The 18,869-nt window shown below is 67.0% G+C and carries 18 protein-coding genes; 14 read left to right on the top strand and 4 right to left on the bottom strand.

What is annotated here, in order from left to right; translation table 11 throughout:
- Window positions 1–20: 20 nt before the first annotated feature.
- Window positions 21–1,643 (bottom strand): alkaline phosphatase D family protein, encoded by a 1,623-nt coding sequence (locus tag DWA33_RS09260; RefSeq protein ID WP_114357796.1) that lies wholly within the window; start codon window positions 1,641–1,643, stop codon window positions 21–23.
- A gap of 143 nt (window positions 1,644–1,786) precedes the next feature.
- Between DWA33_RS09260 and DWA33_RS09255 the strand changes: the two genes are divergently transcribed.
- Window positions 1,787–2,791, top strand: a complete 1,005-nt coding sequence (locus tag DWA33_RS09255) for an HWE histidine kinase domain-containing protein (protein WP_114357795.1) — start codon at window positions 1,787–1,789, stop codon at window positions 2,789–2,791.
- 8 nt (window positions 2,792–2,799) lie between these two features.
- Complete coding sequence (locus tag DWA33_RS09250; RefSeq protein ID WP_114357913.1) at window positions 2,800–3,168, top strand: response regulator; 369 nt, start codon at window positions 2,800–2,802, stop codon at window positions 3,166–3,168.
- 23 nt (window positions 3,169–3,191) lie between these two features.
- Here DWA33_RS09250 and DWA33_RS09245 read toward each other — a convergent pair whose 3' ends face one another.
- Window positions 3,192–4,454 carry an MFS transporter gene (locus tag DWA33_RS09245; protein ID WP_114357794.1) on the bottom strand — a complete coding sequence of 421 codons (1,263 nt, stop codon included), beginning with the start codon at window positions 4,452–4,454 and terminating at the stop codon, window positions 3,192–3,194.
- Window positions 4,455–4,607: 153 nt separating this feature from the next.
- Here DWA33_RS09245 and DWA33_RS09240 point away from each other — a divergent pair, with 153 nt between their 5' ends.
- The 10 genes from DWA33_RS09240 (at window position 4,608) to DWA33_RS09195 (ending at window position 15,654) form a co-directional block, all read left to right on the top strand.
- Window positions 4,608–5,555: a TAXI family TRAP transporter solute-binding subunit gene (locus tag DWA33_RS09240; protein WP_114357793.1), complete on the top strand. Its 948-nt coding sequence runs from the start codon at window positions 4,608–4,610 to the stop codon at window positions 5,553–5,555.
- 151 nt (window positions 5,556–5,706) lie between these two features.
- Window positions 5,707–7,827 carry a TRAP transporter permease gene (locus DWA33_RS09235; RefSeq protein ID WP_114357792.1) on the top strand — a complete coding sequence of 707 codons (2,121 nt, stop codon included), beginning with the start codon at window positions 5,707–5,709 and terminating at the stop codon, window positions 7,825–7,827.
- Window positions 7,788–8,198: a DUF1850 domain-containing protein gene (locus tag DWA33_RS09230; protein ID WP_114357791.1), complete on the top strand. Its 411-nt coding sequence runs from the start codon at window positions 7,788–7,790 to the stop codon at window positions 8,196–8,198. The genes DWA33_RS09235 and DWA33_RS09230 overlap by 40 nt, the downstream gene beginning before the upstream one ends.
- 156 nt (window positions 8,199–8,354) lie before the next feature.
- The gene (locus DWA33_RS09225) at window positions 8,355–10,130 is read left to right on the top strand and encodes a B12-binding domain-containing radical SAM protein (protein ID WP_114357912.1); all 1,776 of its coding nucleotides are present in this window, start codon (window positions 8,355–8,357) and stop codon (window positions 10,128–10,130) included.
- Window positions 10,131–10,222: 92 nt separating this feature from the next.
- Window positions 10,223–11,026 carry an SDR family NAD(P)-dependent oxidoreductase gene (locus DWA33_RS09220; RefSeq protein WP_114357790.1) on the top strand — a complete coding sequence of 268 codons (804 nt, stop codon included), beginning with the start codon at window positions 10,223–10,225 and terminating at the stop codon, window positions 11,024–11,026.
- A gap of 72 nt (window positions 11,027–11,098) precedes the next feature.
- Entirely contained in the window at window positions 11,099–11,845 is a 747-nt protein-coding gene (locus DWA33_RS09215; RefSeq protein ID WP_114357789.1) for a tetratricopeptide repeat protein, read from the top strand.
- A gap of 180 nt (window positions 11,846–12,025) precedes the next feature.
- The gene (locus DWA33_RS09210; RefSeq protein WP_114357788.1) at window positions 12,026–13,936 is read left to right on the top strand and encodes a propionyl-CoA synthetase; all 1,911 of its coding nucleotides are present in this window, start codon (window positions 12,026–12,028) and stop codon (window positions 13,934–13,936) included.
- Between the two features lie 185 nt (window positions 13,937–14,121).
- Window positions 14,122–14,382 carry a hypothetical protein gene (locus tag DWA33_RS09205; protein ID WP_114357787.1) on the top strand — a complete coding sequence of 87 codons (261 nt, stop codon included), beginning with the start codon at window positions 14,122–14,124 and terminating at the stop codon, window positions 14,380–14,382.
- Between the two features lie 228 nt (window positions 14,383–14,610).
- Window positions 14,611–15,300 (top strand): OmpW/AlkL family protein, encoded by a 690-nt coding sequence (locus tag DWA33_RS09200; protein WP_114357786.1) that lies wholly within the window; start codon window positions 14,611–14,613, stop codon window positions 15,298–15,300.
- Window positions 15,301–15,441: 141 nt separating this feature from the next.
- Window positions 15,442–15,654 carry an alkylphosphonate utilization protein gene (locus DWA33_RS09195; RefSeq protein WP_181902395.1) on the top strand — a complete coding sequence of 71 codons (213 nt, stop codon included), beginning with the start codon at window positions 15,442–15,444 and terminating at the stop codon, window positions 15,652–15,654.
- 19 nt (window positions 15,655–15,673) lie between these two features.
- On the opposite strand, the gene DWA33_RS25145 is transcribed toward DWA33_RS09195, so the two are convergent.
- Complete coding sequence (locus DWA33_RS25145) at window positions 15,674–15,850, bottom strand: hypothetical protein (RefSeq protein ID WP_167443163.1); 177 nt, start codon at window positions 15,848–15,850, stop codon at window positions 15,674–15,676.
- Window positions 15,851–16,307: 457 nt separating this feature from the next.
- Here DWA33_RS25145 and DWA33_RS09190 point away from each other — a divergent pair, with 457 nt between their 5' ends.
- Both DWA33_RS09190 and DWA33_RS09185 read left to right on the top strand, forming a co-directional pair.
- A complete protein-coding gene (locus tag DWA33_RS09190) occupies window positions 16,308–17,630 on the top strand; it encodes an ABC1 kinase family protein (RefSeq protein WP_114357911.1) in 1,323 nt (440 codons plus the stop codon).
- Between the two features lie 23 nt (window positions 17,631–17,653).
- Window positions 17,654–18,274 carry a class I SAM-dependent methyltransferase gene (locus DWA33_RS09185; RefSeq protein WP_114357784.1) on the top strand — a complete coding sequence of 207 codons (621 nt, stop codon included), beginning with the start codon at window positions 17,654–17,656 and terminating at the stop codon, window positions 18,272–18,274.
- A 75-nt stretch (window positions 18,275–18,349) separates the two neighbouring features.
- Here DWA33_RS09185 and DWA33_RS09180 read toward each other — a convergent pair whose 3' ends face one another.
- A complete protein-coding gene (locus tag DWA33_RS09180) occupies window positions 18,350–18,556 on the bottom strand; it encodes a type II toxin-antitoxin system HicB family antitoxin (protein WP_114357783.1) in 207 nt (68 codons plus the stop codon).
- Between the last annotated feature and the right edge of the window lie 313 nt (window positions 18,557–18,869).

The raw sequence follows: 18,869 nt of genomic DNA, 5'->3' as shown, positions 1-18,869 counted from the left end.
GCTACGTCGTCTGATTGTCGTTAGCGAGTGATGAGTCCGGGGCGGCCGGCTTCGACCGTGAGCGTACGCACCGTCTGCACCGTCTGCACTGTCTGCACCGTCTGTCCGGGTAACGAAATGCTGTCGATGCCGCGAAACTCCGCCTGCCAGTTTGGCGGCGTCACGGTGTGCCGGGTGTAGCCGCGCTGATCGCTGAAAAACTTCAAGTGCGGATTGTTGCGGTGCATCGCGGCGAGCGCCGCGTCGGTCGGCGGCGCGCCGCCGGGCGACGAGATCGAGGTCGACAAGAATTCCACGCCGACGCAAGGCGACGCGGGATCGCGCCAGTCGCGGTGCAGTTCCAACGCCAACGCCCGGTGCAGGTCGCCGCTCAGCACCACCGCGTTGTCGGCCTTGGCTTCGCGCAGCATCGCGATCACCCGGTCGCGCGCCGCGGTGGCGCCGCTCCAGGTGTCGACGTCGGCGACCGGGGCCCCGGTGTCTTCGATTCCGGGAAAGCCCCGCCAGTCGAACGGCGCGAACAGCACCTGCTGCGCCAGCACCCGCCAGGTGGCGTCGCCGCCTTTCAGCCTTGCGGCGAGCCATTGCTCCTGCGCCGCGCCCAGCATGGTGCGGCCCGGCCCGTCGGCCTCGGCGCAGCCCGGCAGGAAGCCGTCACCGCAGGGCTGGCGCGAGCGATATTGCCGGGTGTCGAGCACCGCGAGGTCGGCCAGCGTGCCGAACCGGAATCCGCGATAGGCGGTCACGTCGGGTCCGCGCGGGCGCTGCGCGCGCCGCACCGGCATGTGCTCGTACCACGCCTGCAGCGCCATCGCCCGGCGGACCAGGAACGCTTCCGGCGGAGTCTGCTTTGGATCGCTGTCGCTCGCCCAGTTGTTGGCGATCTCGTGGTCGTCGAAGCTGACCAGGAACGGGCAGGAGGCGTGAGCGGCCTTCAGATCGGCATCGGACTTGTACAGCGCGTAGCGGCGGCGGTAGTCGGTCAGCGTGTAGCAGGTCGGAAAGTCCTTCGACATCGTTCGCGGCCAGGGCGCGCCGTTCTTGTCGGTGGCCGCAAAGCCGTATTCGTAGATGTAGTCGCCGTAGTGGAACACGAAGTCGAGCTGATCCTCGGCGATCGCGCGCCACGCCGAATAGTAGCCGCCCTCCCAGCGCTGGCACCCGGCTGCGGCAAAGCGGAGCTGCTGCAGCGTCGCGTCCGGTGCCGGCAAGGTGCGGGCGCGGCCGATCGGGCTGTCGGCGCCGCCGGCGCGAAAACGGTAGAAGTAATCGCGTCCCGGCGCCAGTCCCTCGACCTCAACGTGCACCGAATGCGCCAGTTCGAGATACGCGATGCTGCGTTCGGTGCGCAGGATGCGATGCATCGCCGCATCGTCGGCGATCTCGACCGTCACCTCGACCGGCTGGGCGCTCATCCCGCCGCGGGCTTTCAGCGGTTCCGGCGCCAGCCGGGTCCACAGCACGAAGCCGTCCGGTGCCGGATCGCCGGAGGCGACGCCGAGCGTGAACGGGTCGGAGCGGAACGATACTGGTACAGCCGCCTCGGCTCCGCTTGGAACCAGGCCGATCATGCCGGCTCCGAGCGCGCCCCGCAGCAGCGTACGGCGGTCGAATTCGGGCTGATCGAACTGAAATTTCACCATCGGTTTACTTCATTGCGCGGAGGTTCTGCGATCTGCCCGGACGGATCGGCCCGGTCGACGGCGTGGCCGACCGTCCCGACGCCGCCGGATTGTGATCGGCGGATTTTGTCGATAGCCTGCGCCGTCATTGCTGGATAGTCTGTATGAATATGGAAGACCTTTATCGGCTGCTGCGCACCAGCCACGTCCAGGCGCAAGGCATTGTCGACACGGTCGCCGATCCGATGCTGGTGCTGGACGCCGGTCTCTGCGTGCAAAACGCCAGCCGTGCGTTCTTCGAGACCTTCAAGGTCGATCGTTACGAGACCATCGGTCAGCCGCTGTTCGAGCTCGGCAACGGGCAGTGGGATATTCCCGAGCTGCGCCGGCTGCTGCTCGAGGTCATTCCGAAAGCCACGGCGGTGATCAACTACCAGGTTGATCACGATTTTCCCGGCCTTGGGCGGCGGACCATGCTGCTCACCGCGCGGACGCTGGTGCATCCGGACAACGCCAGCCATGCGATGCTGCTGTCGATCGTCGACATAACCGAGCGTGCCAAGCAGGACGCCGCCAAGGACATCCTGCTCGGTGAGATGCGGCACCGCATGAAAAATCTGTTCGGCGTCATCCAGTCGCTGGCGCACCGGACAGCGGTGGAGGGGCGGACCGCGGAGCAGTTCAGAAGCGATTTCCTCGGCCGTTTCGCCGCCTTGATGGAGGCGGAGGATCTCGCCTTCTCTGGCCAGGACGGAACCGCCCTGGCCAGCCTGTTTGACCGTATTCTGGCACCATATCGGTCCGACCCGGCGGCGATCGCGATCGAGCCCGGCCCGGCGGTGAAGCTCCCGCCGAGGGTCCTGATATCGCTCAGTCTGGTGATCCACGAACTGGCGACCAACGCCGTCAAATACGGCGCATTGTCGGCGGGCGGCGGCGCGGTCCGTGTGACCTGGGGATTGGATCCGGCCAGGGGCGATCTCCGGATCACCTGGGTCGAGAGCGGAGGACCGGCGGTGACTCCGCCGCAGCGCGCCGGCTACGGCACCGAGCTGATCCGCTCGGTCGTCAGCTACAGCCTCGGCGGAAGCGTGGAACTCGACTATCGCTCGGAAGGTTTGCTTGCTGACATCGTGATCCCGCTGAGCAGCTCATTGCCCTCCGAGTGAAGGTCATAGTGCAGAAGTCCGTTTTGATCGTGGAGGACGAATTTCTGATCGCCATGGACCTCGCGCGCATGATCGAGGGGGACGGGTGGAAGGTCATTGGTCCGGTGCCGAGCGTCCCAGCGGCGTTGCGTCTGCTGCAAGACGAGCTTCCGACCGTGGCGATGCTGGACGTCAACCTGGGAGGCGAAGTCGTTACTCCGGTCGCCGAGAAGCTCAGGGCTCACAATATACCGTTCGCGATCGCCAGCGCTTACGACAAGCCGGAAAACGTCGGAGGCGCAATCCTGGCTGGAGTGCCCAACGTCGGCAAGCCCACCAACGAGCGGCGCCTGCTCGAGACGTTGCGGCTGCTGACCGGATCCGAGGCGCCCCGCTGACCCGCGCGGGGCCGCCGACGCCGCTACGCGACGGATGAGGTTCGCACCGCTGACGTTGCGGGCGGCGCGGTCGTGCCGCGATCGCGGGTTTCAGGCATCAGCATCAGAAACAGCAGCAGGGCGGAGGCGGCGATCGCAGCGAGCGCCAGGAAGGCGGCGCTGTAGCCGGCGCTGACCACGATCAGGCCGGCGAAGCCGGTCGACAGCGCCGCACCGACGCCGGCGGCGGTGGCGATCGCGCCCTGGCTGATGTTGAAATGCCCGGTGCCGTAGGTGAGGTCGGCTACCACCAGCGGAAACAGCGCGCCGTAGATCCCGGCGCCGACGCCGTCCAGCAGTTGCACCCCGACCAGCCAATATGGATCGTCGGACCAGGGATACAGCGCGCCGCGCAGCGCCAGCACGCCGAGCGCGACCGCGAAGATCGGCTTGCGGCCCCAGACGTCGGCCTTGTGGCCGACCAGCGCCGCGACCGGAACCATCACCAGTTGGGCGGCGACGATGCACACCGACATCAGCGTGGTGCCGAGGTTCTTGTTCACCAGCGCCAGTTTCTGCCCGACCAGCGGCAGCATCGCGGCGTTGGCGAAGTGAAACAGCACGGTCGCGCCGGCAAAGATCAACAGCGGCCGGCAGCTCAATAGCACCCGGAAGCCGGACGGCCGGCCGTGATGCGCGCCGGGCGCGGGATCGTCACCGAGGCCGCGGGCGACCTCGTCGTCGATCGCCGCAGCCGGGATCGACAGCGTGGCGAGAATACTGGCCAGCGCCATCGCGGCCATCAGCCAGAACACCACGCCGGGACCGAACCCGTAGGCGAACGCGCCGGCGAGCGTCGCTGCCACCGCGTTGCCGGCGTGGTTGAAGGCTTCGTTGCGGCCGGTGCGGCGGGCGAAGGCGCGGGGGCCGACGATGCCCAGCGTCAGGGCCGCCACCGCGGGGGCGAAGATCGCGCCGGCGGCTGCCGCCAGCGCCTGGGTCGCCGCGACCAGCGCGAAGCTGTCCAGCCATGGCAGCAGCACCGACGCCACCGTGACGACGACCGCCGCCGCGACGATCAGGACGCGCTTGGCGGTGGAGCGGTCGATCAGCGCGCCGGCCGGGGTTTGCGCCAGAATGCCGGCCGCCGCCGCGATCGACATCACCAGCCCGATCGAGGCCTCGTTCCAATTCTGCACCGCCAGCAGATAGATCGCCAGATACGGCCCCAGGCCGTCGCGGACATCGGCGAGAAAGAAGTTGAGGGCGTCGAGCGGCCGCGCCAACGGCTGGGTGGGGAGCGGCACGGGGGCCTCTTCGGCAGCATTGAACGGAGACGTACAATTCGCCTCCCGGCGGTCCGGTTCCGCTGCCGCCCGCGGCGTTACCGATTTGACGGGTTGACCGCGACGTTTTGGCCGGTCAGTTTCTCATTAATAACTCAGGGGAGAAAACTGTTCATGAAGGCCAGATTGTTCGGTGTCGCCGCGGCTGCGGTGGTTTTCCTTGCGGCGCCGCAGGCCCGCGCTCAGCAGTTCGTCAACGTGCTGACCGGCGGCACCTCGGGGGTGTACTATCCGCTCGGCGTCGCGCTGTCCAAGATCTACGGCGAGAAGATCCCGAACGTGAAGGCGCAGGTGCAGGCCACCAAGGCGTCGGTCGAAAACCTCAATTTGCTGCAGCAGGGCCGCGGCGAGATCGCCTTCAGCCTCGGCGATTCGCTGAAAGCCGCCTGGGACGGCGATGCCGAAGCCGGCTTCAAGTCCAAGCTCGACAAATTGCGGGTGATCGGCGCGATCTATCCGAACTACATCCAGATCGTCGCCACCGCCGATTCCGGGATCAAGACCCTGGCCGATCTGAAGGGCAAGAGCCTGTCGGTCGGCGCGCCGAAATCCGGCACCGAGCTGAATTCGCGCGCGATCCTGAAAGCCGCCGGGATGGACTACAAGGATCTCGGCAAGGTCGAGTATCTGCCGTTCGCCGAATCGGTCGACCTGATGAAGAACCGCCAGCTCGCCGCCACGCTGCAGTCGGCCGGCCTCGGGGTGGCGTCGCTGAAGGATCTTTCGAATTCGACCGAGATCAACGTCGTGTCGGTGCCGAAGGCCGTGGTCGACAAGATCGGCCCGCCGTTCGTGGCCGAGACGATTCCGGCCGGCACCTACAAGGGCCAGGACAAGGACGTGCCGACCGCCGCGGTGATCAATTATCTGGTGACCTCGAGCGCGGTGTCGGACGATCTGGCCTATCAGATGACCAAACTGGTCTATGAATCGCTGCCGGAACTCGCCACTGCCCACGCCGCCGGCAAGGGCATCAAGCTGGAAACCGCCGCCGCCGGCAGCCCGGTCCCGCTGCATCCCGGCGCGATCAAGTACTTCAAGGAAAAGGGCGTGCTGAAGTAAGCACGCGGTCCAACCTCGCGCGATATCGTCATGCGCGGGCTTGACCCGCGCATCCATCGCTTTCGAAGAAGATGGATGGCCGGGTCGAGCCCGGCCATGACACTGAGAATAACAAACCCCACAACAAACCACGCGGCGGAAACGGGCGTCCATGCTGAAGGCTGAGGTTGCGGTCGAACAGGCTCCCGGAGCCGTCAAGGTCGAGTTCGACAATTTCGAGCACGGCTTTCCAGCCGGGTTCGGACCGCACGGCTGGCGCTATCTGGCCTATGCGGTGGCGATCGCCTTCGCGTCGTTCCAGTTGGTGATCGCGGCGTGGAACGTGCTGCCGAGCCAGGTGGTGCGCGGCGTCCACGTCGGCTTCCTGCTGCTGCTGACCTTCGGGCTGATCGGCAACTTCACCGCCCGCACCGATTTCGGCCGCGCCATCGCCTGGTTCACCGGCGCGGTCGGTTTCTTCTGCGGCCTGTACCAATGGATCTTCTACGCCGACCTGATCCAGCGCGACGGCGACCCGACCCGTCTCGACCTCGTCGTCGGCACGGTGCTGGCGGTGCTGATCTTCGAGGGCACGCGGCGGCTGATGGGCTCGGCGCTGCCGATCATGTGCGGCGTGTGTCTGCTGTACTGGTTCTTCGGCCAGTATCTGCCGGCGCCGTTCAATCACCGCGGCTATGATTTCGATCAGGTCGTCACCCATCTGTCGTTCGGCACCGAGGGCTTCTACGGCGTGCCGATCTACGTGTCGGCGACCTACATCTTCCTGTTCATTCTGTTCGGCTCGTTCCTGGAGCGCGCCGGCATGATCCAGCTGTTCACCGACGTGTCGCTCGGCCTGTTCGGCCGCAGCCGCGGCGGCCCGGCCAAGGTCGCGGTGTTCGCCTCCGGGATGATGGGGACGATCTCCGGCTCCGGCGTCGCCAATGTCGTCACCGTCGGCCAGTTCACCATTCCGCTGATGATCAAGTTCGGCTACCGCCGCGCCTTCGCGGCCGGCGTCGAGGCCACCGCCTCGATGGGCGGCCAGATCATGCCGCCGGTGATGGGGGCGGTCGCGTTCATCATGGCCGAGACGCTCGGCGTCGACTACGCGGTGGTGGTCAAGGCCGCGGTGATCCCGGCGATCCTGTATTTCGCCTCCGCGTTCTGGATGGTGCATCTCGAAGCCGGCAAGCACGGCCTGGTCGGGATGAAGGCGTCCGAGATCCCGAGCGCATGGCGCGCCGTGGTCGACCGCTGGTACCTGGTGTTGCCGCTGGCGGCGCTGGTGTTCATGCTGTTCGAAGGCTTCACCCCGCTGTACGCCGGCTCGATCGGGCTGGCCTTGACGGTGGCGCTGATCCTCGGCGCCAGCATCGTCCACGGCTTCTCCAACGCCGCGCTGCGCTACGTATTCTGGATCGGGCTGGCGCTGGTGGTCGGCGCGGTGTCGCACAACGGCCTGGACATCATGCGGATCGTGATCATCGTCGCCGCGCTGGTGGCGATCGCCGCGATCACCCGCGGCGGCCGCGCCACGCTGCACGCCTGCCGGGATTCGCTGGCCGACAGCGCCAAGTCGGCGCTCACGGTCGGCATGGCCTGCGCCATCGTCGGCACCATCATCGGCATGATGACCCAGACCGGCGTCGGCACGGTGTTCGGCACCTGGGTGATCAGCCTCGGCGAGCACAGCCTGTTCCTGGCGCTGGTGATGACGATGCTGCTGTCGATCCTGCTCGGCACCGGCATCCCGACGATCCCGACCTACATCATCACCGCGGCGCTGGCGGCGCCGGCGCTCGCCAATCTCGGCGTGCCGCTGATCGTCAGCCACATGTTCGCGTTCTACTACGGCATCATGGCCGACCTGTCGCCGCCGGTGGCGCTGGCGGCGCTCGCCGCGGCACCGATCGCCAAGGAGAACCCCGACAAGATCGGCTGGGAGGCGATGCGGATCGCGCTCGCCGGCTACGTCATTCCGTTCATCGCGGTGTATTCGCCGGCGCTGATGCTGCAGCCCGGCGACGCGATGGCGGCCGAGCTAGGCTTCTACGGCGCGGTGCTGTACGCGACGCTGAAGGCGCTGATCGCGATCGGCCTGTTCGGCATGGTGTCGATCGGCTTCCTGTTCACGCGGATGACCGCGCTCGAACGGCTGGTGGCGTTCGCGGCGGCGGTCTGCCTGCTCGGCGAGTTTCGCTACAGCGACTATGTCGGTTTCGTGATCGCGGCGCTGGTCGTGGCGTGGCAATGGCGGCAGCGGCCGCGCAATGCGGTGGCGGCGGCGTGAGCCTGTGCGTCGCGTCGGCCGGCGTGGTGAAGACAGTGGCGATCGCCGCTTTCACGCTGGCCTGGACTCATTCGATCGAAAAGACCGAGTGGCAGGAAGACTGGCGGGTGACGCCGCAGGGGCTGCAACTGATCGCCGCGCGCGTCAAAGGCAGCGGCGCCGGCATGGAACCGGCGCCGGAGGCGCGGCTGGTCGGCGGCTGGTTTCAATGGCCGGTGACGCGTCCGCCGCAGCGTGACCTGGTGCTCGGCAATTCCGGGATGGCGGGCGAATGGCGGCTGTGCAGCGGCGGAAGCTGCCGCTCGTTGTCGGAGATCATCGGCCACGCCATCGGCGCGCAGCCGACCACGCTCAGTCGCTGCGACGGGTGACCTCTGCGGTCTCCAGCGCATCACCGACGGTTGAAGATCGATCCTCGCAATTCCGATTAATCGCTTGCGGCCACCGCCATTGCATGGGCACACTGCGCCGCAATGCAGATCGGCCGTTCGACGGGCGATCGGCCGGTCCAGGGAAAGGTGTCGCCAATGGTTCCGGTCGCACGCGCGAAGCGGAAGTTCGTGCTGCTGCTGATCAAACCGTCGCATTACGACGACGACGGGTACGTCATCCGCTGGTGGCGCGGCATCATCCCCTCCAATTCGCTCGCGACTCTTTACGGCATCGCCGCCGACGGCGCCGCGCGCCGGATTCTCGGCGCCGATGTCGAGATCGAAATCGAAGCGGTGGATGAGTTCAACGTCCGGATCGACATTCCGAAGCTGCTCGATCGCTTCGCCCGCAACGGCAATTTCGGTCTGGTGGCGCTGGTCGGGGTGCAGTCCAACCAATACCCGCGCGCGCTCGACATCGCCCGGCCGTTCCGCGCCAGCGGCGTGCCGGTGGTGATGGGCGGCTTTCACGTCTCCGGCTGCCTGTCGATGCTCGACGGCCATGCGATCGGGCTCGACGAGTGCCGCGATCTGGGCGTGTCGATGTTCGCAGGCGAAGCCGAGGGCGGCCGGCTCGACGACGTGTTGCAGGACGCCGCCGCCGGAAGGCTGCAGCCGGTCTACAACTTCCTCAACGACCTGCCCGGGATCGAGGGCGTGCCGGCGCCGTATCTGCCGCTCGCCACCGTGAAGCGGACGCTCGGCCTGTCGACCAGCGTCGACGCCGGGCGCGGCTGTCCGTATCAGTGCTCGTTCTGCACCATCATCAACGTCCAGGGTCGCAAGTCGCGCTACCGCACCCCCGACGACATCGAGGCGATGGTGCGCCGGAACTGGGCGCAGGGCATCAGCAAGTACTTCATCACCGACGACAACTTCGCCCGCAACAAGGATTGGGAGGCGATCCTCGACCGGCTGATCGAACTGCGCGAATCCGAAGGCCTGCCGCTCGGCTTCATGATCCAGGTCGACACGCTGTGCCACAAGATTCCGCGCTTCATCGAGAAGACCAAGCGCGCCGGCGTGACCCGGGTGTTCATCGGGCTGGAGAACATCAACCCGGCCAACCTGCTGACCGCCAACAAGCGGCAGAACAAGATCACCGAGTATCGCGCGATGCTGCTGGCCTGGAAGGCCCACGGCATCATCACGCTGGCCGGCTACATCCTCGGCTTCCCGGCCGACACGCCGGAATCGATCCGCGCCGACATCGATATCATCAAGCGCGAACTGCCGATCGACGTGATGGAGTTCTTCTGCCTGACGCCGCTGCCCGGCTCGGAGGATCACCAGACGCTGTGGCGCGCCGGCGTCGCGATGGATTCCGATCTCAACACCTACGACGTCGAACACGTCTGCACCGCGCATCCGTTGATGTCGCGGCCCGAATGGGAGGCGATCTATCAGGAGGCGTGGAGCCGCTACTACACGCCCGAGCACATCGAGACGCTGCTGCGCCGCGCCGCGGCGACCGGAATCAAGATCAGCAGCCTGGTCAAGCTGCTGGCGATCTTCTCGACCGCCGTGAGGGTGGAAGGGGTGCATCCGCTGCAATGCGGGCTGTTCCGGCAGCGGCATCCGTCGGAGCGGAGGCCGGGCCTCGCCGCGCCGCACCCGTTGCTGTTCTGGCCACGCTTCGCGTTCGATAGCGTACGCAAGACCGCCGCGATTCTGACGGCGTTCGCCAAAGTCGCGGCGATCGGTTTTCGCGTCGCGCGCGATCCGCAGCGCCATGCCTATACCGATCAGGCATTGACACCGGTGGCGGACGAAGATGCGAGTTCGCTCGGTCTGTTGACGCAGAGCGTCAGTGCCAAGCAGGCCGTCGCCCACCAGAAGAAGGTGTTTGATCTCACCCACGGGACGCCGTAAGCACCGCTTGTCGCAGGTCCCGCCGCCGTTCGACCACGTGTCGGCGCGGGTCTGTGCCTGCGACCCGCGAAACGTGGAGTGGAACAGGAAGTATGCAACGTCTGAACGGCAAAACTGCGCTGGTGGTCGGCGCCGGCTCGATCGGTCCCGGCTGGGGCAACGGCAAGGCGACCGCGGTGACGTTCGCGCGCGAGGGCGCGCAGGTGTTCTGCGTCGACCGCAATCTCGAGGCCGCCGAAGAGACCGTCGACATCATCAAGGCTGAAGGCGGCCGCGGCATCGCCTTTGCGGCCGACGTCTCCCGTGCCGACGAAATCGAAGCGATGGTGGCGGCCTGCGTCAAGGCGTGGGACGGCATCGACGTGCTCGACAACAATGTCGGTATCGCGGAGACCGGCGGCGTGGTCGAGGTCGCAGAGGCCGATTGGGACCGGGTGTTCGCGATCAACCTGAAGAGCGCGTACCTGGCGATGAAGTACGTGATCCCGATCATGCAGCGGCAGGGCGGCGGATCGATCGTCAACATCTCGTCGATCGCGTCGATCCGCCATCTCGGCATCTCCTATGTCAGCTACGCGGCCTCGAAGGCTGCGATGAACGCGCTGACCCGCAACACCGCGGTGGAATACGCCAAGGACCATATCCGCGTGAACGCGATCCTGCCGGGGCTGATGAAGACCCCGATGGTGGCGCACTCCGCCGGCCTTGCCGCCAGCTATTCGGGTGGTGACGTCGATGCGATGTGGCGCGCCCGCGACGCTCAGGTGCCGATGGGCCACATGGGCGAAGCTTGGGACGTCGCCAATGCCGCGCTGTTCCTCGCCAGCGACGAGTCGAAGTACATCACCGGCCTCGAGCTGGTGGTCGACGGCGGCCTGACGCTGAAGGTGAACTAAGCAGCAGCGCTTCACGCTTCCCAAGAGGAATGAAACGACGCTGATTTGAAGTACGAAGCGGTAGTTCGATCGATGCGCGCTGTTTTCATTGCCGCGAGTTTCCTGATCGCCGCGTCGCCGGCGTTCGCCACCGGCGGTGAGCCGCCGGACGATCCGACCGCCGATCCGGGGGCGTGTCTCGCCGCGGCCAACATGCCGGACGAGCGCCGCACCATCGCGCTGTGCAGCAAGGTGATCGAGAGCCGCGACACCGAGAAGAAGCAGCGCTGCAAGGCGCTGCTGGCGCGGGCCGCCGCTCGTGCCCGCATCGGCGAGATCGATCGCGCGATCGCAGATTACGACGACGCGCTGCGGCTCGATCCGAAGCAGCCCGACGCGTTGAACGCCCGCGGCGAGCTGTGGCGCGGCAGCGGCGATGCGCGCAAGGCGCTGGCGGATTTCGCCGCCGCGCTGAAGCTGAAGCCCGACCATGTCGCGGCGCGCGGCAACCACAAGGCGCTGGCGCGCGAGGTCGAACGCATCGGGGTGCAGCAGGCACTCGCCGGCAAGCCGAGCTTCGACTGCCGCCGCGCCCGCAAGGCTGTGGACAAGGCGATCTGCGCCGATCCGGCGCTGGCCGATCTCGATCGCCGGATCGACGCGCTGTACCGCCGGGCGCTGCGGGCCGGTGCCGGCCAGCCGGCGGCGCTGCGGACGCTGAAGAAGGCGCAGGCCGCGTTCATCGCCGCGCGCGACGCCGGCTTCGGCCGCCCCGGCTACGATCTGCGTGACGCCCTGGAGGCGCGGCTGCGGCAATTGTCCGCCGCCGGCGGCAGCTAGGACGCCGACCCCGGCTCTCCGGTGGGTGCTTGCAACCCGTTGGCAGCTCGCCAGAATGCCGCCCGGGCCGGACCGAACCACAGGATGCGGCTTGATTAGGAACAAAGGCGGGGTTGCGTGCCGCGCCTAAAAGCCGGACATGGCGGGCAAACCGCCTGAGATCCACGGGAGCGTGACGCCATGACTATCCATGACAAGAGCCGTTACCGCGAGGTTCATGCCCGCTCGCTGGCCGACCCGGAGGGGTTCTGGGGAGAGGTCGCGAAGGAAATCGACTGGATCGAGCCGCCCACCAAGGTGTTCGATGCCTCGCTCGGCCTGTACGGCCGCTGGTTTCCCGGCGCCAAGGTCAACACCTGCTACAACGCGCTCGACCGCCACGTCGCCGGCGGCCGCGCCGATCAGCTCGCGCTGATCCACGATTCGCCGCTGACCGGCACGATCAGCAAGTTCACCTACGCGGAGATGCTGCGCGAAGTGCAGACGCTCGCCGCGATCATGCAGGACTTCGGCGTGCAGAAGGGTGACCGCGTCATCCTCTATATGCCGATGGTGCCGGAATCGATGGTGGCGATGCTGGCCTGCGCCCGCATCGGCGCGGTGCATTCGGTGGTGTTCGGCGGTTTCGCGGCGAAAGAACTCGCCACCCGCATCGACGACGCCAAGCCGAAGCTGATCCTGTCGGCGAGCTGCGGCATCGAGCCAGGCCGCATCGTCAAGTACAAGCCGCTGCTCGACGAGGCGATCGAGCTCGCCTCGGTCAAGCCGGAGGCCTGCATCATCCTGAAGCGGCCGCAACAGGATTGCGAGCTGAAGCCGGGCCGCGACCATGATTGGGCGACCTTGCGCGAGCAGGCGATGTCTGCCGGCAAGAAAGCCGACTGCGTCGCGGTCGACGCCACCGATCCGCTGTACATCCTCTACACCTCCGGCACGACAGGTAAGCCGAAGGGCGTGGTCCGCGACAATGGCGGCCATCTGGTCGCGCTGAAATGGTCGATGGAGAATCTCTACGGCATCAAGCCGGGCGAGGTGTGGTGGTGCGCTTCCGATATCGGCTGGGTGGTCGGCCACAGCTACATCATCTACGGCCCGCTGATTCACGGCGCGACGTCGATCATGTACGAAGGCAAGCCGGTCGGCACGCCGGATGCCGGCGCGTTCTGGCGGGTGATCTCCGAGCACGGCGCCGTCGCGCTGTTCACGGCGCCGACCGCGTTCCGCGCCATCCGCAAGGAAGACGGCGACGGCAGCTTCATCCGCAAATACGATCTGTCGAAATTCCGCACCCTGTTCCTGGCCGGCGAACGCGCCGACCCGCCGACGGTGGAATGGGCCGAGCAGCAATTGCAGGTGCCGGTGATCGATCACTGGTGGCAGACCGAAACCGGCTGGTGCATCGCCGGCAATCCGGTCGGCCTCGGCCTGCTGCCGGTCAAGCACGGCTCGCCGACGGTGCCGATGCCCGGCTACAAGCTCGAAGTCGTCGACGAGGGCGCCAAGCCGGTGCCGGCGGGGACGATGGGCTCGATCGTGATCAAGCTGCCGCTGCCGCCCGGCAACCTGCCGACGCTGTGGCAGCAGGACGAACGCTGCCGCGAGAGCTACTTCGCCGACTTCCCGGGCTACTATAAAACTTCCGACGCCGGCTATGTCGACGAGGACGGCTACGTCTTCGTGATGGGCCGCACCGACGACATTATCAACGTCGCCGGCCATCGGCTGTCCACCGGCGGCATGGAGGAGATCCTGGCCTCGCATCCGGACGTCGCCGAATGCGCCGTGCTCGGCATCAACGATCCGATCAAGGGCGAGGTGCCGTGCGGCCTGATCGTGCTGAAGACCGGCGTCACCCGCGATCCGGCCGAGATCGAAAAGGAGATCGTCAAGCTGGTGCGCGACAAGCTCGGCCCGGTCGCGGCGTTCAAGCTGGCGGTGACCGTGCCGCGGCTGCCCAAGACCCGCTCCGGCAAGATCCTGCGCGGCACCATCAAGAAGATCGCCGACGGCGACGCCTGGACGATGCCGGCGACGATCGAAGACCCGACCGCGCTCGACGACATTTCCTCGGCGCTGAAGAGCCATAGCTGAGCCGGGCAGGGACGCGACTTGCGGACTTACAAACTCCGCAATTCGGGTTAGACAAAGCCTCGCAACGTCATTCCGGGCCGCGCGTGTCACGCGCGAACCCGGAATCCCGATGTTGTTGCGACGAGATTTCCGGGTTCGCTCGCTTCGCGAGCGCCCCGGAACGACCCGTGCTCTGGGGACCTTGGATGCCGTCAACCTCGAAACGCCTGATCGTCCTGTCGGTCGCCGCCCTGGCGCTCGCCGGCTGTGCCAGCCGCAATGACGCGCCGGCCGATCTCGGCGACGACGACGCCTTCTGCCGGCAGAACGGCGTCGCCGCCGGTTCGCCCGAATACGTCGCCTGCCGCAAGGACCGCGACGTGCAGCGTTCCAACGCCCTCAGCCGTGCCAACCGCGCCCAGCGCAATCTCGGCGAATACATGATGCGCAATCCGGAGCGGCCGTAAACGGCCGCGTCGCCGCTGCGCACAGAACCGGGAATCTGATTGCGGGAACCGGCACCGCCCTGCGCGCGGCGGTAAGCGAATCCGTGACCCAAAAGTCACGCGTGGCGCAATGTCGCATCACGGCGCGCATCATTTGATCCAGATCAAACCCTGACGCCCCTCACAGGCATTTGTGCACCGCGAGCGTGGGTTTCCCGCTCACGCGACCGAGCTTCAAAAGGGGCACCTATGACCAAGTTTCTGACTGCAGTGTCGGCGCTGGCTTTGGCGGCGGCATTCACCTTCGTGTCGGCGAACGCCGACGCCGCCGATCTCGCCACCCGGCCGATCTACAAGGCGCCGGTGGTGGCGGAATCCAGCCCGTGGATGATCCGCCTGCGCGCGCTGGGCGTGGTGCCGCGGGATTCGGGTTATGTCGATCAGATCGCCGGCTCGTCGCTGAAGACCTCCGACGCGCTCGTGCCCGAGCTCGACATCACCTACTTCTTCACCAAGAACATCGCCGCCGAACTGATCCTCGGCGTCACCCGCCACAGCGTCTCGGGTGCCGGCACCCTGACCGGCATCGACGTCGGCAAGGCCTGGCTGCTGCCGCCGACCCTGACGCTGCAGTATCACTTCACCGAGTTCGGCGCGTTCAAGCCCTACGTCGGCGCCGGCGTCAACTACACCTTCTTCTTCAGCCAGAGCGCAGCCTGCTGCACCGTGATCGACAGCCACCTCAAGGACGCGTTCGCGCCCGCGGTGCAGATCGGCTTCGACTACATGATCGACCAGCACTGGGGTATCAACGTCGACGTCAAGAAGCTGTGGCTGCGGCCCGAGTGGAGCGGCACGCTGGCGAACGGCACGCCGATCACCGGCAAGGTCAATCTCGATCCGTGGCTGATCGGCACCGGCATCACCTACCGGTTCTGAGCTTTTCGGCTTCCCGATACGGCGCGGGGCGGAGCGATCCGCCTCGCGCCTTTCATTTTGGATATGGGCCGCCGCGGCGTTGCGCGAGCGCGACATTCCTGCTTTGGCTGTGCGCCACGGAACAAGGAACCGACCATGAGCATCGAAGTCAGGGACTGCAACGGCGCGCTGCTCGCCGACGGCGACAACGTCACGCTGATCAAGGACTTGAAGCTGAAGGGCTCGTCCACCGTGCTGAAGCGCGGCACCACGATCCGCGGCATCCGCCTCACCGACAGCGAGGACGAGATCGAAGGTCGCACCGACAAGATCAAGGGCCTGGTGCTGCGGACGGAATTCTTGAAGAAGGCGTGAACGCCGCCGGGAGCCGGCGCTAGTGGAGTTGCCCGCCGTCGCCCACCGCGTAGCTGAAGATCACCGCGGCGCGGAGCCGGGCCAACTCGGCCTCGAGGTGTTCGTTGACCTGCATCAGCGCGCGTAGCGCCTCGTGAACGCTGCCGCCGCTTTCCGCGACGATCCGGTCGATCTGCTTATCCAAGGGGGTCGGCATGAGAGTGTCCCGCTGATCATGCTGGCGATGGCATCAACAAGGACACCAATCCGTCGATCGGGGCGCGAGTTCCTTCGGATCGCGGCGGGATCGCGATTCCCGGAAGTTGTCACCGTTATCCCCAGCCTCACCTGGAGGCAGAGAGGATGCATGCCGGGAACGGGTTAGGCGTCAGCGCGTACCGATGCGTTGGTGTCGTGGCCAGAAACCGGCAAAATAAACCACGTCCGCCATCTCCGTTGCGGCCGGTTGTCACCCGGCATGCGCAGCGACAATGCACGAGTCGCGCCGGCGTTCCGTCGACTCCCGCTGTTGGGACGACGATCGCGTGACATGGTCACAGACGACCGCTGCCATCGGCGATAGCAGATGTCGGCCAGAGGGCAGGCTGCTCGTCTTGCCCGCCTCGCGCCATCCCGTTCATTGTCGCCCCGTGCCGCCCTTCGAAGGAGCCATGATGCCGCATCGGAAGATCGAGAGCAGAGCCGTCGCGGTGCCGAGTTCGCGGCTGTCGCGACTCGCCAAGCTCGGCGGGCTGGCCTCCTCGATCGCCGGCAATGTCGCCGCCGATGTCGCCGGGCAATTGGTGCGCGGCCAGCGCCCGCGGCTCGACGAATTGCTGCTGACGCCGGCGAATGCGCTGAAGGTCGCCGACCGGCTGGCGCAGATGCGCGGCGCGGCGATGAAGGTCGGCCAGCTGATTTCGATGGATGCCGGCGACATGCTGCCGCCGGAGCTGGCCGAGATCCTCGGCCGGCTGCGGCAGGAAGCGCATCACATGCCGGTGCCGCAGCTCAGGCGGGTGCTGACCGAGGCGTGGGGCCGCAACTGGCAGCAGCGCTTCGCCGAATTCGACGCCGCGCCGATCGCCGCGGCCTCGATCGGCCAGGTCCACCGGGCGCGGACCAAAGACGGTCGCGATCTGGCGATCAAGGTGCAGTACCCCGGCGTCCGCCGCAGCATCGATTCAGACGTCGACAATGTCGCCGCGCTGATGCGTGTCGCCGGGCTGGTGCCCGGCGGCGTCGACATCGCGCCGATGGTGGTCGAGGCCAAGCGGCAGTTGCACGAGGAGGCCGACTACGAGCGCGAGGGCCGCTGCCTGTCGAGCTTCGGCGCGCTGCTCGCCGACCGGCCGGAATTTCGGGTGCCCGAGCTGCACCCCGATCTGACGGCGCCGAACGTGCTGGCGATGAGCTATGTCGACGGCCGCCCGATCGACAGCCTCGCCCCAGCGCCGCAGCCGGAGCGCGACCGGGTGCTGACGCTGCTGATCGGGCTCTTGTTCCGCGAGCTGTTCGAATTCCGGCTGATGCAGACCGATCCGAACTTCGCCAACTACCGCTACGCGCCGGCGACCGGGCAGGTGCTGCTGCTCGATTTCGGCGCTACCCGCGCCTTCCCCGCAGAATTCGCCGAACTGTATCGCCGGCTGCTGCGGGCCGGGCTCGGCGGTGACCGCGCCGGCATCCGCGCCGCGGCGCGCGACATCGGGTTCCTCGCCGACGACGTGCCGGCGCGGCTGGAGCAGGCGATGCTGGAGATGTTCGAGATGTCGCTGCAGCCGCTGCGGCAGGATGCGCCGTTCGATTTCGGTGGCAGCGACCTGGCGATGCGGATGCGCGAAGCCGGCATGGCGATGGCGTCGGACCGCGCGCATTTCCGCATTCCGCCGATGGACACGCTGTTCCTGCAGCGCAAGTTCGGCGGCATCTACATGCTGGCGACGCGGATGCGGGCGCGGGTCGATCTGCGCGGCATCGTCGAGCCGTATCTGTGACGACTGGTCGGGAGGAGCCGCCAATGGCCGAGGCCGCAAACGCCAAATTCTGGGACAAGGTCGCCGACCGCTACGCGGCGCGGCCGATCAAGGATCCGGCCGCGTTCGACGCGATGCTGGCCGACGTGGCGGGGCGGCTGCGGCCGACCGACCGGGTGCTGGAGATCGGCTGCGGCACCGGCTCCGCCGCGATCCGGCTGGCGCCGCACGCCGCCGAATGGATCGCCACCGACTTCTCGGCCGAGATGCTGCGGATCGCGCGCGCCAAGCCGGCGCCGGCCAATCTGCGCTTCGTCCTCGCCGACGCCGCCACCGCCTTCGACGGCGGCCCGTTCGACGCGATCTGCGCCTTCCAGGTGCTGCATCTGGTGCCGGACATGCCGGGCACGCTGGCGCAGATCCACGCCCACCTGAAGCCGGGCGGGCTGTTGATCAGCAAGACCTGGTGCTTCGCCGAGATGGGCTTCAAGCTGCGCGCGCTGTTCTTCGTGCTGCGCAGCATCGGCCTGTTTCCGCGTGCCCAGACCCTGACCCGCAGCGCGCTGCGCCAGGCGATCGGCGACGCCGGCTTCGAGATCGCCGACGAGCGGGTGTTCGGCACCAACCCCCACGGCCCTTACATCGTGGCGCGCAAGCCGGGTTGAGGGACGCGGTGTGCGTGAGTATGACGCGCCGACCCGCCAAGTAAGCGCCGCCAGTTGGCCAGCCGTGGACGGACCTCAGGTCTCGACGTACTCGGCCAAACTGGTCGGCTGCGGCACAGGCAATCCGTCCTCTCTCAAGCCGTCGATGTGAAACCGGATCGCCTCCCGGATCTCGGCCTCGACGGCAGCGACGCTGTCGCCGGTCGCGATGCAGCCGGGAAGGTCCGGCACATAAGCCGAATAATTACCCTCGGCTTTTTCGATCACCACCGCATAGCGCATCAGCGCCGCTCCCTTAAGCCTGCCTGTTTGAGGATACTGGCAAATGTGCCCGGGGCAAGATCATCGGAGAGTTTGCCGGCGATCGTGACACGGCCTGGCTCCAAGGATGCTTGAATTGTCGGTGGCTTCCGCGGGTAGCTATGCGGATCCGCCCGTCCGCCTCGATCAGCAGAATGACGTCTCGAACCTTCATGGGAGCGCTCCGCCGAGGTGACCAGCATATTGCAGCCCCGGCCATGTGCCTTGCTGCTTTGGTTGCAGGCGGCAGGCGCCGGCCAGCCCTTGACTCCGCCCGGCCGGAGTGATGGTCTGC

Origin of the sequence: Rhodopseudomonas pentothenatexigens, assembly GCF_900218015.1 — a bacterium.
Lineage (GTDB): Bacteria > Pseudomonadota > Alphaproteobacteria > Rhizobiales > Xanthobacteraceae > Rhodopseudomonas > Rhodopseudomonas pentothenatexigens.
Note: the sequence above shows the minus strand (reverse complement) of the source record. Positions and strands in the feature narration are given on the sequence as shown.